The sequence below is a fragment of the Shewanella sp. 10N.286.51.B8 genome, assembly GCF_041469325.1.
In the GTDB taxonomy this organism is placed as follows: domain Bacteria; phylum Pseudomonadota; class Gammaproteobacteria; order Enterobacterales; family Shewanellaceae; genus Shewanella.
In genome coordinates this window covers 52,394-66,729 of the sequence record NZ_JBFRKG010000007.1, presented here as the reverse complement: position 1 = coordinate 66,729, position 14,336 = coordinate 52,394, and the positions used below count along the sequence as shown (strand labels likewise).

The 14,336-nt window shown below is 42.8% G+C and carries 10 protein-coding genes and 1 riboswitch; of the genes, 5 read left to right on the top strand and 5 right to left on the bottom strand.

Features of this window, described 5'->3' with window-relative positions:
• Nucleotides 1–13: 13 nt before the first annotated feature.
• From AB4160_RS03090 to AB4160_RS03080, 3 genes are all read right to left on the bottom strand, one after another.
• Nucleotides 14–1,156 (bottom strand): iron ABC transporter permease, encoded by a 1,143-nt coding sequence (locus AB4160_RS03090; RefSeq protein WP_102531044.1) that lies wholly within the window; start codon nt 1,154–1,156, stop codon nt 14–16.
• Nucleotides 1,153–2,049, bottom strand: coding sequence for an ABC transporter ATP-binding protein (locus AB4160_RS03085; protein WP_372003595.1), 897 nt, complete (start codon nt 2,047–2,049; stop codon nt 1,153–1,155). The genes AB4160_RS03090 and AB4160_RS03085 overlap by 4 nt, the downstream gene beginning before the upstream one ends.
• 108 nt (nt 2,050–2,157) lie before the next feature.
• Nucleotides 2,158–2,330: riboswitch (cobalamin riboswitch) on the bottom strand.
• Nucleotides 2,331–2,468: 138 nt separating this feature from the next.
• A complete protein-coding gene (locus AB4160_RS03080; RefSeq protein WP_372003593.1) occupies nt 2,469–3,170 on the bottom strand; it encodes a histidine phosphatase family protein in 702 nt (233 codons plus the stop codon).
• Nucleotides 3,171–3,467: 297 nt separating this feature from the next.
• Here AB4160_RS03080 and metH point away from each other — a divergent pair, with 297 nt between their 5' ends.
• A complete protein-coding gene (gene metH / locus AB4160_RS03075; protein ID WP_372003591.1) occupies nt 3,468–7,184 on the top strand; it encodes a methionine synthase in 3,717 nt (1,238 codons plus the stop codon).
• A gap of 442 nt (nt 7,185–7,626) precedes the next feature.
• Here metH and AB4160_RS03070 read toward each other — a convergent pair whose 3' ends face one another.
• Both AB4160_RS03070 and secA2 read right to left on the bottom strand, forming a co-directional pair.
• Nucleotides 7,627–8,679, bottom strand: coding sequence for a hypothetical protein (locus tag AB4160_RS03070; protein ID WP_372003589.1), 1,053 nt, complete (start codon nt 8,677–8,679; stop codon nt 7,627–7,629).
• A 126-nt stretch (nt 8,680–8,805) separates the two neighbouring features.
• The gene (gene secA2, locus AB4160_RS03065) at nt 8,806–11,118 is read right to left on the bottom strand and encodes an accessory Sec system translocase SecA2 (RefSeq protein ID WP_372003663.1); all 2,313 of its coding nucleotides are present in this window, start codon (nt 11,116–11,118) and stop codon (nt 8,806–8,808) included.
• Between the two features lie 884 nt (nt 11,119–12,002).
• Here secA2 and AB4160_RS03060 point away from each other — a divergent pair.
• The 4 genes from AB4160_RS03060 (at nt 12,003) to AB4160_RS03045 (ending at nt 14,114) form a co-directional block, all read left to right on the top strand.
• Nucleotides 12,003–12,332: a hypothetical protein gene (locus tag AB4160_RS03060; RefSeq protein ID WP_372003587.1), complete on the top strand. Its 330-nt coding sequence runs from the start codon at nt 12,003–12,005 to the stop codon at nt 12,330–12,332.
• A 3-nt stretch (nt 12,333–12,335) separates the two neighbouring features.
• The gene (locus AB4160_RS03055; RefSeq protein WP_102531040.1) at nt 12,336–12,515 is read left to right on the top strand and encodes a hypothetical protein; all 180 of its coding nucleotides are present in this window, start codon (nt 12,336–12,338) and stop codon (nt 12,513–12,515) included.
• Between the two features lie 445 nt (nt 12,516–12,960).
• Nucleotides 12,961–13,305, top strand: coding sequence for a TM2 domain-containing protein (locus AB4160_RS03050; protein ID WP_102440481.1), 345 nt, complete (start codon nt 12,961–12,963; stop codon nt 13,303–13,305).
• Between the two features lie 368 nt (nt 13,306–13,673).
• Nucleotides 13,674–14,114 carry a PACE efflux transporter gene (locus AB4160_RS03045; protein ID WP_102440480.1) on the top strand — a complete coding sequence of 147 codons (441 nt, stop codon included), beginning with the start codon at nt 13,674–13,676 and terminating at the stop codon, nt 14,112–14,114.
• The last annotated feature ends 222 nt before the right edge of the window (nt 14,115–14,336 follow it).

Here is a 14,336-nt window from a genome sequence, read left to right as displayed (position 1 = left end):
CAAAACTGCAATCTCATCGACGATGACGTAATACAAAAAGAAAAAATACACTACCAATTGCGGCAGTGATAATACCTACCGGCAACTCTTGGTTGCCTAATAAACAACGGGCTAATACATCAATCCATACCATAAATATGCCGCCGACTAATGCCGTCATCATAATAGGTTGTTGCCCAGGATAGAGCAGCCGCACGGTATGAGGGATCATCAAGCCAACAAAGCCAATGCCGCCGCAACTTGCCACCAGCGTGGCGGTAATTAATGAACACAAAATAAGCATTGCTAAGCGAATTTTGGCGACGTTAACCCCTAAGGAGTGCGCCGTTTCATCCCCCGCTTGAATGGCTAATACCTGACGCTTAAAAGCTAAAATAATTAATATGCTGCAAACTACCACCACAGATGGGATAACCAGGCCTGCCCAGCTAGCTTTAGCAAAGCTGCCCAAACTCCAAAATAATACTGAAGCCGCCGCTTGAGGGCTTGAAAAATACAGTACCAAACTGGTTAGCGCGCCGAACATGAAAGAGGTGGCCACCCCAGACAATAGCATCCGCTCAACTTGGCTAGCACGACCAAAACCAGATAAACCTAATACCAACAGCACAGATAAACTCGAACCAATAAAAGCGCCAATTGGTAAACTAATGGATGACCAAGACCACCAGGCATCATTACTGAATAAGCCTGAACGTAAAATGGCATTGGCAAGATGACCAGAAGACTCTGCTAACCATTGCAGCACTAAGCCTTGGCTGCCAAAAAAGCTCAGCACTAATACCGCCCCAAATGACGCCCCAGAGCTAATACCAAATAAATAGGGATCCGCCAACGGGTTACGTGTCACCGTTTGCAATACACTGCCCGCAAGCGCCAAACCTGCGCCTGCCACAAAGGCTAAAATAATTCTTGGAAAACGCAGCTCAAACACAATCCGCTGCGTTAGTGAATCTGTTTCACCTGTACCTAATGCCAAATTAGCAAACAAGCTAACGACCTGTTCAAAACTGATATTAGCAGCGCCGAAACTTGCCGCGGCGATTGGAGTAACTAAGGTCACTATGGCAGTAACAAACAGCAGTAGCTTATGCTTAAAACTTAAACTCATCTGCTTTGCTAGCTTCACTGATTGTGTGGCATCAATGGCTGTCATTTATCGCCCTGCCCGTGGTTTGATTGGCCATGTTTTTGTTCAAAGCTTGGATATGCGTTTTGCTGCGAGCTTTGACAAGTGTTTTGATTAGCATTGTCATAATGACTTTGATAACCATAAAAGTAGGTAATTAACGGTTTACCGTGCTGTGGGTGACTTGATATTTGGCAGCAAACATCAAACACGTTCCCCAAAATGGTTTCTGTTAATACTTCATCAGGTAAACCTTGAGCGATGCACTTTCCTTGATCAAGTAACAGCAATCTATCGCACATTGCGCTGGCTAAATTAAGATCGTGAATAGAGGCAATCACGCTAATGCCAAGTTGCCTAACCAACTCAAGAATTTGGATTTGATAGCGAATATCTAAATGATTAGTCGGCTCATCAAGGATCAATAACTGCGGCTTTTGCACGATAGCCCGTGCAATTAATGCCCGCTGTTTTTCACCGCCAGATAACTGCTCATATTGCTGCAAGGCTTTGTGCTCAAGACCCACTTTAGCCAGTGCCTTGGCAATATCATCTGCATCTGCTTGGGTATTGGTTTCAAAAAGGCCTTTATGGGGCGTTAAGCCCATAGAAACCAGTTGATGGGTGGTCATATCAAAATAATGGGGTGACTCTTGCTGCACAACGGCAACCTTAGTGGCCAATTGTTTTTGAGAGAAACCATGAATATTGTCGCCAAATAAGGTGATCATGCCAGCATCAGGGGTGATATAGCGATACAAGCAGCGCAGTAAGCTGGATTTACCCGCACCGTTAGGGCCAATAAGCCCTAGCATTTCACCCCGTTGCAAGGCAAAACTGACTTGAGAAAGGATCTCATTGTCTGCAACTGACCAGCTTAGCTGATCAACTGTTAATGCCGCAGTTGTCAAGGTACTCACCCTGCGGTTATCCAAGAGGCATGTTTAGCCACATCTGGGGTTTTAATACTGATCACGATACAAACTCCGCCTGAGTTACCCGCTCAAGTTGTTGTTAGGTGCTGCTAATTCAGCAAGAAAAACTAAGCTAGGTATCTGACTTAATGGCATTCATTAATCACTTATCTTACAAGTGATGAGATGCTATTTTACAGTTGCGGGTACAGTTCGAGCTAAACAGCATTTAGGCTAGTTCTCGATTCCCTACTCATTTAGCGAACCGCTTGATACTGGTGTTGCTTAAAGCATTTCACACAAGCACTCAACTGCAGCTAAATTGACTTAATTTGAAATTTTATTGCACTTAATAAATGCGGCTTATATTGTACGGTATATCTGCCTAAGTGAAGTTAGTTTTTTCTGCTAATTTTAGGCTAAAACTAATTATTCCAGTTTAAACGATAGACGGGTTTAGTCGATTTATCATCAGCTTCAGGCCAAAACACATCAATGGTTACCGTCGCGGCATAATCTATATTCAGTTGTCCATATAGCCCTTTACAGCGCTCAAGCCCTAACACCAAAGCGATAATATGACGGATAACTCCACCGTGAGTCACTACCAGAGCAGTGGCTGATGCTGTTGCCTTAGCACTATTAGCCTCAGCAGTATGAGCTTCAGCCAAGTTGTAAGCTTGCAAGGTTATTTGCGCAAAAGCCTGCGCCACCCTTTGTTCAAATTCAGCCATGGGCTCAGCTTGGGGCGCGCCATGCTCCCAAGGGTTATCCCAATAGGCATCTAACGCTTTAGCGCTATGCTGATAAAGCTCTGCAAAGCTTTTTCCGTCCCACAAGCCAAAATCAATTTCCTGTAATTGAGACATTATCTCAACCTGTAAAGCTAAATCAGCACTCACTTGGTTTAACTGCTGCGCTAATTCAGCGGCAAACGCATGGCAGCGCACCAAAGGCGAACTGTATAGCTGCAGTGATGGCAAACAACCTAGTAGCCCTAGCTTAGCCGCACTCTGGTGCATGTTCGTTAGCCCCAAATCAGTTAGCGCCACATCGGTTTTACCCCGCAAAATACTGTCGCCTTCACATTGGCCATGGCGTAACAATAATATCTTAGCTTGCTTCATCTAAGGGGACTCCATCGGCCGTTTCAATTGGCTTATGTTTTTAGTGTGAGCAATGGGCTTGCTCTTACAATCTATTTAAACGTATTATGGACGTCTATACGTTTAAATGTCCAAACAAAATATTTTAAGATGAATTTTATTACAGGGGATTTCGCATTATTCTGCCCTATAAAAGCATAAATAAAGGTATGCTTATTTCATCTAAAACCGTTAACACAATCCACTAACTACTTAAGTTAGCGTGTTATTTAACGCTCGATTAAGTGATTAGCATAAAAGCAATTAAGGTAATACGTTATGGCGAAGTCGACTTCCTACAGTCAGGTACTTGAACAACTTACAAATACGCTAAAACAGCGCATAGTTATCCTCGATGGTGCCATGGGCACAATGATTCAAGACTACAAACTGGAAGAAGAAGACTACCGTGGTGAGCGTTTTAAAGACTGGCACTGTGACGTAAAAGGCAACAACGACATGTTGGTGCTAAGCCAACGCCAAATCATTAAAGATATCCACACTGAATACCTGTTAGCGGGTGCTGACATTATTGAAACCAATACCTTTAATGCCACCACGATTGCTATGGCCGATTACGACATGCAGTCGTTGTCAGCAGAAATTAACCTTGAAGGCGCCAAAGTTGCCCGTGAAGCCGCTGATGACGTTACTGCGCAAACGGGTATTAAACGCTATGTTGCAGGAGTGCTTGGGCCAACCAACCGCACTTGCTCTATCAGCCCAGATGTGAACGACCCCAGTTTTCGTAATATCAGCTTTGATGAGTTAGTCGAAGCCTATGTTGAATCAACCCGTGCATTAATTGATGGCGGCGCAGATATCATCATGGTCGAAACCATCTTTGATACCCTCAACGCCAAAGCCGCATTATTTGCCATCGAATTAGTGTTTGATCAAATTGGTGATCGTCTACCTGTGATGATTTCAGGCACCATTACTGATGCTTCAGGTCGTACCCTAACTGGGCAAACCACCGAAGGCTTTTACAACTCACTGCGCCATATCAAACCATTATCCATTGGCCTTAACTGCGCCCTTGGCCCAAAAGAGTTGCGTCCCTACGTTGAAGAGTTATCACGGATTGCAGAATGTTATGTTTCTGCCCACCCTAACGCTGGCTTACCTAATGAGTTTGGTGGTTACGATGAAACCCCAGAAGAAATGGCCGAAGTGATCAGTGATTGGGCACGGGAAGGCATGCTCAATATTGTGGGTGGCTGTTGTGGTAGTACACCCGCGCACATTAGTGTTATTCGCGATGCCGTTATCAGCCATGAGCCACGTGTCATACCTGATATTCCCGTTGCCTGTCGCTTATCAGGGCTTGAGCCATTAACCATTGATGGCAACTCATTATTTGTTAACGTCGGCGAGCGTGCCAACGTTACAGGTTCAGCCAAGTTCCTGCGCTTAATCAAAGAAGAAAAGTTTGAAGAGGCCCTAGATGTCGTGCGTGAGCAAGTTGAAAACGGCGCACAAATCATCGATGTCAACATGGATGAAGGTATGCTTGATGGCGTCGAGTCGATGAAAAAGTTCTTGAACTTAATCGCCTCAGAGCCTGATATTTCTCGGGTGCCTATTATGATTGACTCATCAAAATGGGACGTGATTGAAGCAGGCCTTAAGTGCGTGCAGGGTAAGTCGATTGTTAACTCCATTTCGATGAAAGAAGGTGAACAAGCCTTTATTCAGCAAGCCACCTTAGTGAAACGCTATGGCGCAGCCGCCATTGTGATGGCATTTGATGAAGATGGCCAAGCCGATACCCGCGCCCGTAAAACCGAAATCTGTACCCGCGCCTATCGCATACTGGTTGATGTGGTTAGCTTTGCCCCAGAAGACATCATTTTCGACCCGAATATATTTGCCATTGCCACCGGCATTGACGAGCACGATAACTACGCCGTCGATTTTATTGAGTCCATTAAAGACATTAAAGCCACTCTACCCCATGCGATGATTTCTGGCGGTGTGTCGAATGTCTCGTTTTCATTTCGTGGTAACAACCCAGTCCGCGAAGCCATTCATGCGGTGTTTTTATACCACGCGATTCAAGCGGGCATGGACATGGGTATCGTTAACGCAGGTCAGTTAGCCATATTTGATGACATCGACAAAGACTTAAAAGAAAAAGTCGAAAATGTGGTACTGAATTTACCTTGCCCCGTTGCCGACTCAAGCAATACTGAGCAACTACTAGATGTTGCTGAGCGTTTTCGTGGTGACGGCAAACAAGTGGCTAAAAAGGAAGACTTAGCTTGGCGTAGTCTGCCCGTTAATGAGCGCTTATCCCACGCCTTAGTGAAAGGCATTACTGAGTTTATCGACCAAGACACCGAAGAAGCGCGCGCCGCTGCCACCCGCCCACTTGATGTGATTGAAGGGCCATTAATGGATGGGATGAATGTGGTCGGTGACTTATTTGGCTCAGGCAAAATGTTTCTGCCGCAAGTCGTTAAATCGGCTAGGGTAATGAAAAAAGCCGTGGCTTATTTAAACCCATACATTGAAGCGGAAAAAGTTGAAGGTCAATCAAACGGTAAAATTTTAATGGTTACCGTAAAAGGTGACGTGCACGATATCGGTAAAAACATTGTCGGCGTGGTGCTAGCCTGTAACGGCTTTGAAGTGTTCGACCTAGGCGTCATGGTGTCAGTTGAAAAAATCCTCGAAGCCGTAAAAGAGCACAATATTGATATTATTGGTATGTCAGGGCTTATTACCCCAAGCCTTGATGAAATGGTACATAACGTCAAAACCTTCCACCGAGAAGGGTTAACCATTCCGGCGATTATTGGTGGTGCAACCTGCTCGAAAATTCATACCGCAGTAAAAATTGCCCCACATTATCCACATGGTGCAATTTACATTGCCGATGCCTCGCGCGCAGTGCCTATGGTGTCAAAACTGGTAAATAACGACACTCGCCAGCCCACCATTGATGCAACCTATGCTGAATACGACATCATGCGTGAAAAGCGGTTATCACAAACCAAACGCAAAACCATAGTGTCAATTGACGCTGCCCGTGAAAACCGCTGTAAACACGATTGGGATAACTACACCCCATTTAAACCGAACAAATTGGGCCGCCAAGTATTTGATGATTACCCACTAGAAGATCTAGTGGATCGCATCGATTGGACGCCGTTTTTCAGAAGCTGGGAGCTGCATGGTCACTTCCCTGAAATTTTAGATGATAAAATTGTCGGTGAAGAAGCCCGTAAGCTCTATGCCGATGGTAAAGCCATGCTTGCAACCATCATCAGTGAAAAATGGCTTACTGCCAAAGCGGTCATTGGCTTATTCCCTGCCAATACCGTTAACCATGACGACATTGAGCTATACACAGATGAAACACGCACCACGGTTGAAATGACCACCCATCACTTGCGGATGCAGCTTGAACGTGTGGGCAATGACAACTTCTGCCTAGCTGATTTTGTAGCGCCAAAAGACTCAGGCGTCGCCGACTACATGGGCGGCTTTGCAGTAACCACAGGTCACGGCATTGACGAACATATCGCCCGCTTTGAAGCCAACCACGATGACTACAACTCCATTATGGTTAAGTGCCTAGCTGACCGTTTAGCCGAAGCGTTCGCAGAGCGCATGCATGAACGGGTACGTAAAGAATTTTGGGGATATGCTGCTGATGAAGTGCTTGATAACGAGTCACTCATTCGCGAAAAGTACAGAGGTATTCGCCCAGCCCCTGGTTACCCAGCGTGTCCAGATCATACTGAAAAAGGCTTGTTGTGGGATTTACTTAAGCCCGATGAAACTATCGACCTTAATATCACTGAAAGCTTTGCCATGTTCCCAACTGCCGCAGTATCAGGCTGGTACTTTGCTCATCCGAAATCACGTTACTTTGGGGTGACCAATATTGGAAAAGATCAAGTTGAGAATTATGCTGAACGTAAGGGAATGACATTGGCAGAAGCAGAGAAATGGTTGTCACCAGTGTTGGACTATGACCCTGAATAGAGAGTGATGTTGAGTAATCACTGGTTACTCTTTATTAGGATTCCAAACTTCGTTTGGATGTAGATCGCAGGGTTCCACCCTGCACTGGCCAAGATGGGGATCAACAGCAATCCCCCTCTTGAATCACCCCTGCCGCCCCAACCAAGTTGTGCTTTCAAAGCGAATAAGCCTCATACTCCAATCCTCATGTTAAAAATAAGACCTAACGGCTCAGACGGGACATCCATGTCCCCCTGAGCCTTAGCCATCATCTGATAGGCAGGATGCCTGAATGTCTTGAAGTGCATGGATGCACGAGAAAGACCATGATGGCTATACGGTATTTTTATCTAAGCATTTCAGCAACTTGGAATGGGGGGGGGTAGTTGGAGACTGCGGCGGTGTTTGGATTAGTTTATTCTGACCCACCATTAACTATTGGTGTCTATGTACTTACATCTCGTTACACAACGAACGGCTTATAGAAACTATCATGGTCGGAATCGTCAACACTTTCACCCCACTTATCTTTCAATGCCTTATTGAGCGATCTCTGCGTTAGATTGTAATCAGCATGATTCTTAAATGTGCATTTTTTAAGTAATGAAAAGTCAAACAGAGGAGTTAAGTCAAAGTCTTCAACCAAGGTATTGCCAAAGCCAAACCATTGTAGTTGTTGCATATGCCTAAATGCTGATAAGCTTCTAATTGGCCTACACTTAATCAGTTCAAGTGAAAAGATAGCATGACAGTTTTGGAGTGCGTTGTAAGACTCTATTGCTTTGGTACTGATGAATTCAAGACATCGAAGTTCTTTAGCGTCTAGCAATGCATTAATACAGGTTAATTTAGGGGATCTATCAATCATCAGCCACTGTAAATTTTGACACTGTAACCCATTAAGCGTCGTTAACTTTAGAGCATCGACTAGTCTTACTTTTTCAAGCTTTGATAGATTAGATAGCAGACTGAAGTCCACTTCTGACCAATTATTGATTCTTAACTGCTTCAAACTATATAGCTGACTGATTGAACTTTTAAAGCAGTTACCTTGAAACTGTAAAACCTCCAGCTTTTTAAAACAGCTAATGTCGAAATCAAGGTTTTTGTCACCACTTACTCTTAACACCTTCAAATTTTTAAGGGCAGCAAGAGACTTCCAGTCAACATTCTGCGCTGAAACCCTCAATTTTTGAATGCTATCGCTAAAGGAATGAATAAAACTCAGCGAGCCAAAATCACCAACATCTAATGTTAATGCTGTTATATTTCTATCTTTAATATCTGCCAGCAGCGCTTCAGTGACTGAGCCTTTTATATATAGATTAACTCCTTCTTTGTTATGATTATCTACATATAAGTCATGGACATTGGGAATTCTTGTTTTCATATTCATCACTTTCAAAAGTCTAATGTACTTTCTTACACTATCAAGTTGCGCACCGCTTGGCACGGTATTGAAGAAGAACCTCAGCTGATCTGAAACATTAGCATCTTCTGCAGTAATACTTAACATGCCACCCATTATTAAAAAGTATTGGAGACTGCGGCGGTGTTTGAGTTTGTATACTCTGACGCAAAATATTCATTTTCCCCAACATGTTCCTACAATCGAAGTTAGTTTCTCTACCTCCAATAAATTTTATTCTAACTTCAACTTCTTCCATATACTGGCTATAAACTGTCTGTCTACAGCGTCAAATGGATTATCAGCGACCACATATGATGAGGTCGATTTTGTCATTGCAAATAATTCACTGTTGGGATTAATCCCGTTTTCGTCTATGGCAAGGTTATTGAACAAATCAACCACCGCAGTTTTTAATTCTGCCAATAATTGTTCAAAAACTTGCTGCACCTGATGGATAAACACATGGTAAGGCTCGTTACCACTTAACATAAAACTGGTGCCCGCAGTCCCCACTAAATTAATGCCTTCTTTGATATAGTCAATCTCAGACAAATGCTGGACCCATAGTTTGTCGATGGCGTGCATAACTACAATATTCAGGGCTTCATTGAGCTTTTCATCACTCACGACTGTACTGAGATTTTGCCAACGCGATGTGACTTTGCTTTTAAACTCTTCAGCCCCTTCCCCCTGTAAAATGTCATTCCGTAGTTGGTGGATCATTTGCCTTTGCTGTTCAACCAAATCACTGTATTTGTATAACGCTTTGCGTCTATCAAGATTCGCGCCTTCTAGCACTCGCTGGCCGTGCGCAATTTTTTTGCTGATACGGGCATTGGATAGCAACTCCCCAGTGTCACTTTTGCCAGACAACAAGCCATCCTGCCCCAAGTGATTAAACAATTTGTCTTCAAGGCTGACAAAATATTGCGAAGACCCAGGCTCGCCTTGCCTTGCCGCCCGTCCACGTAATTGATCATCTATCCGTCTCGACTCAAATCGGCTAGTGCCGATAATATGCAGGCCACCTGCCTTTTTTACTTGTATATTGCTTGCAGTGTCTTTTGCCCCCAGTAAAATATCTGTACCGCGTCCGGCCAAGTTGGTACAGATGGTGACGGCCCCCCAAGCACCTGCCTGAGCAATTATTTGGGCTTCCTGCTCATCATTTTTAGCATTGAGCAGACAACACTCAATCCCTTTTTCAACTAACAAAGCATATAAGTTTTCAGACTCGCGGACATTGGGCGTGCCCACCAAAACAGGTTGCCCTGTACGTTGAATCAAGGATATTTCATTGCAAATGGCAATGGTTTTTTCGGCTTTTGTACTGAACACCCGATCTGGCTTGTCTATTCTAATGCAGGGTTTACGCGGTGGAATAACACAGGTTTTTAATTGGTATAACAGCTCAAACTCTTGCGCTGCCAACACCGCGGTGCCGGTCATGCCGCTCACTTTCTTAAACAAACACATCAAATGTTGCAAGGTGATTGAACCTAGGGTTTGACCTTCCTTTTTGACTGGCAGACCTTCTTTGGATTCCAATGCCGATTGCATACCATCTGGCCAGCGGTGCTTTTCGGCAATTCTACCTGTGAATTCATCAACCAGTTTGATGCTGTTGTCTTTAACTATGTAATCTATGTCTTTGACCAGCAAAACCTCGACGTGCAGTGCTAGATTGACGCTGGTCAGCAAGGGCAAATTATCGATATCAAATAGGTTTTCACAGCCAAATTGTTGCTCTATTTTACGACTGCCGCTGTCCGTCAAGTGAACAGAGGTGCTAAATTCATCGACCGCATAATCGTTTGTTTTGTCTAATTGTTTAATTACCGTCGCAATGTGCGTCAGTTGATCATTGTTTTGGTGGATATCACCTGAAATAACCAGAGGAATACGGGCTTCGTCAATTAGAATCGAATCGGCTTCATCAACAATGGCAACATCTAATCCCGACAATACTTTTTGCTGTTTATAATGCACCAATTGATCACGTAAATAATCAAAGCCAACTTCTCGGGCTGTGGCATAAACAATGTCGCAGGCATGAGCTTTTTTGCGTTGTTTACACGACATGTCAGCTTGAATCATTCCCACGCTCAAACCAAAAAATTGATAGAGGGGCTGTAAAAAGTGACTGTCTCGTTTAGCCAGATAGTCATTAAAGGTGAGTACGTGAACTTTGCGGCCAGCTAATGCGTTAACAATAACGGGGGCAGCTGCGGCCAATGTTTTACCTTCCCCGGTTTTCATATCGACAATATAACCGTCATGTAATGCTAACCCGGCCAACATTTGGCTATCGAAGGGCCTCATGCCTAATAGTCTGTTTGATATTTCTGACACAGAAGCAAAAATTTTAACTTGAGTGGATATATTCATTGGCGGGGAAATAGAAGCACACAGTGATTGTAGCTGTGCTTTGAGTTCATCATCACAAAGCGATTTCAATGTCTCGCTAAAGGAGTTTATTTGTGTCAACGTTTTCTTAAACGGTTTAAGGTCGGATTCAATCGATGACCTTTGCAGTTTTTCCATAACCCTTTTAAACATACTTCCACCTGTTTGTTTATGCTTAAAATATATATTGGTTGTGGAAAGGCTTAATTCAAGTCAAAAGCCTTTAAACCCTTGTTCCTCAATCTAACCAATGCACCTCAAAAAACCACTAAGCAAATGATTTTATTCGTAATTAATAAATAAAACTTTTAAGAAAATAGGTTAAAAGTAAGTGGGTAGAGTCAGTGTGTAGAGTCAGTGTGTAGAGTCAGTGGCAAGAGTAACTTAATCTAAAACTCATCAGTTTAAATTAGGTCTAACCCCATGAGGTGAATGCTGTATCAATGGGGACTGCAAGACGTTTGATGCAAGAAGCGAAAAGGGAAATGCTTTTGGTTTCCTTTCGTTTAGTATGGGCAAAGCGCTACGGCTTTCTCCGCCATTAATACCGTAAAAATTTGAGAATAAATGGATCAGAGCCTGACCATAACGACTCAGGCTAAATTTCTAATGTTCAGGGTTAGGATTAGGGCTGGGCTTAGAATTAGCAGCAAAACTAAACATGCCACCCATTATTAAAAAGTATTGGAGACTGCTACGTGTTTGGATTTAGTTTACTCTGATCCAACATATTTCAGATGTCACTTCCTACCCTAATAATATCACCACTGATTAAGCTATTTTTTTGTATTTGCGGTTTGCCAATTAAGAGTTAGCTAAACTCACTACTTAGGTGGTTAAAATGACTAACTGTTTATTTATCACACAGGTGTAAATTGAATATGTTTTGATTTGTTTTTGATTTCCTTTTGATTAAAACTACTTAAAATCACTTTAAATCAGTTGCTTAAGTGATTACCTCAAAACTTGGCACGCAGCTTGTAATAACCTAGGTGTACCCCATAATTGAAAAGGAAGACACCATGTTTAACTCAACCTCAAATACAAATTTAGTCACTCGCTCAGCATCTACAAAAACTAACCGTACATTTAAAAAATTAGCGTTAATTGCCGTTATTGCAACAGCAAGTGTTGGCGCTCAAGCGAATGAATTGAGTAGTGCTGATGTCGTAAGTGCATTAGAAACACGTTTTACTGAAGCAACCACAGAAATGCTACAAACTGCGAAACAAGAAATTACTTTGAATCTGCAAAGTCACATCGCAGAGCAACTATTTGAGCTAAGTACTTCTCTTGAGTTGACTGAATCAGTAACTGAGCCAGATACAGCATTAGTAAGTAATGAGGACTAATGAATGGATTTAATGATGTTACTTAATTTAGCAGACCCATTAACCACAATGCTTCTGCTTCCCGTTATCAGCTTTATTGTGTGTTCGTTGTTGATATGCGGGTTGCAGTGGTACCAATTTAAAAGCGTCAATGCTATTTCCAAAGAGTTTGTTTCACTGGAGATGGCGGGAAAAGCAGCATGAACTTAACATGCCACTCATTGTTAAAAAGTAACGTAACGACTTTATACTTGGATTGCGATGACTTATATGGCTATTCAAATTCAAATTCAAATTCAAATGAAGTCTGACGCTAAATACTCCCCCGTAAACACTTAACATGTCTGTTAATTAGGTGGCCATGTTAATTATAACCGCATTAAACGCACCTTTAAAATGCGCTTAGGCCATGGTCTAGGTTTTGAGTTTGGTCTTATTTTTGCCACACAGCCCTGAGGATGACTGATGTGAAGTGGTCAAGTTAATCACCTATCAAAAAAGCATTTGTAAATCCGCTAGCCTTTGCCTAGAGACCTTAAAAGCTTATTAGATTTTGGCTTTATTTTCGTTTTGTGAACTATGCACCTTTGTTCAGCGCACACTTGTACCCATAATGCCTTATCAGCGATATTGACCATTGGAGTTTGCGATGCAACAGATTAATTGCCCACAGTGCAGCCAAAAAATCGACCTTAACCAAGTGACTTGCCCACAATGTCATGCCGCGCTAGGTTTAGATGCCCTCGGTGGCGTCGACCCAGATGTTCGCATCAAAAATCAGAAGCTTGCAATATGGTTTAGTGTGCTGTTTGGAGGCTTAGGTTTGCATAAATTCTATTTAGGTCAGTATCTCAAGGGTAGCTTGTACTTAGTGTTTAGCTGGACACTGGTGCCTATGGTAGCTGGCTGGGTTGATGCGATTCGCACCTTGAAAATGAGTCCATTTAGTTTTCAGCAGCGTTACTCACGTAAAGCGAGTCAGTACTCCGCTTAACTAAAACTAGCTTATCCTCCTAAATGAGTAGGGAGTTGCATATTGCTCCCTATTTATAAAACTCGATTTATAAAATCCTATTGAATAGCTTCCTATTAATAATGCCACAGTCTCGTGAGCTTTAATGATTTAAGACGTCAACGATGACATCGCTAAGCCACATTAACGCCGGGGATTTCTCATAGGTTTAGTGTGAAACTTCTTTTGCAAAAGGCTGAAAATCCCCCTTACTGGGCTGCTACAACAATATTCCAAGCTGTTTTACATTTTATCTATCACTTTTTAAGGTAGTCACTCACTTTATTCTTTTGTCATTAATGATAACTTTAGCAACCAAGAACCACTACCCAACAGAAATGAGAATGACCATGAACACCAAAGAGCGCATTTTTCACAGCGTATTATTTGAAGCGATTGCTTTAGCATTTGTTATCGGCGCCGCAACTTTATTTACTGATGCGGGCCCAAAGTCTGCTACAGGCTTAGCGGTAGGCTTATCGCTAATTGCAATGAGTTGGAATTATGCATACAACTTAGGCTTTGACCATATATTTGGTCATAACCGTATTAAACGCACCCTTAAAATGCGCTTAGGTCATGGTCTAGGTTTTGAGTTTGGTCTTATTTTTGCCACACAGCCCTTTATGATGTGGGTGTTGCAGTTAGATTTCTGGACGGTGTTTATGATGAACATTGGGGTGGTGGTATTCTTCTTGATATACGCGATTATATACAATTGGTGCTATGACCAACTTCGAGCGCGTATTGTCTCCGCTCGCGCTGCAGCCAATAATGCTGCCGTCAGTTAAGCTAGCCCAGCTTTAGGTATATGAAACGATACTTAGGTTAATCCCAAGTTCGTCAAATAAAGCAATAATACTAGAGTGACAGTCTATATCGGCGTTAGGTGCTAGGAGTTAAGAATTAAGAATTAAGAGATAGAATCTAGAGTCAAGAGCGACAGAGTTCGCTCTTAACCTCATGCTGAAAGATGCACTGAATAGGCTTAACAGTCCGTTTTGATTAATGTT

What these genes read in the sequence shown, in the direction of transcription:
- AB4160_RS03080 (WP_372003593.1), bottom strand. Translation starts at nt 3,170, where the DNA reads ATGAAGCAAGCTAAGATATTATTGTTACGCCATGGCCAATGTGAAGGC.
- AB4160_RS03070 (WP_372003589.1), bottom strand. Translation starts at nt 8,679, where the DNA reads ATGTTAAGTATTACTGCAGAAGATGCTAATGTTTCAGATCAGCTGAGG.
- AB4160_RS03055 (WP_102531040.1), top strand. Translation starts at nt 12,336, where the DNA reads ATGGATTTAATGATGTTACTTAATTTAGCAGACCCATTAACCACAATG.
- metH (WP_372003591.1), top strand. Translation starts at nt 3,468, where the DNA reads ATGGCGAAGTCGACTTCCTACAGTCAGGTACTTGAACAACTTACAAAT.
- AB4160_RS03050 (WP_102440481.1), top strand. Translation starts at nt 12,961, where the DNA reads ATGCAACAGATTAATTGCCCACAGTGCAGCCAAAAAATCGACCTTAAC.
- AB4160_RS03060 (WP_372003587.1), top strand. Translation starts at nt 12,003, where the DNA reads ATGTTTAACTCAACCTCAAATACAAATTTAGTCACTCGCTCAGCATCT.
- AB4160_RS03090 (WP_102531044.1), bottom strand. Translation starts at nt 1,156, where the DNA reads ATGACAGCCATTGATGCCACACAATCAGTGAAGCTAGCAAAGCAGATG.
- AB4160_RS03045 (WP_102440480.1), top strand. Translation starts at nt 13,674, where the DNA reads ATGAACACCAAAGAGCGCATTTTTCACAGCGTATTATTTGAAGCGATT.
- secA2 (WP_372003663.1), bottom strand. Translation starts at nt 11,118, where the DNA reads ATGGAAAAACTGCAAAGGTCATCGATTGAATCCGACCTTAAACCGTTT.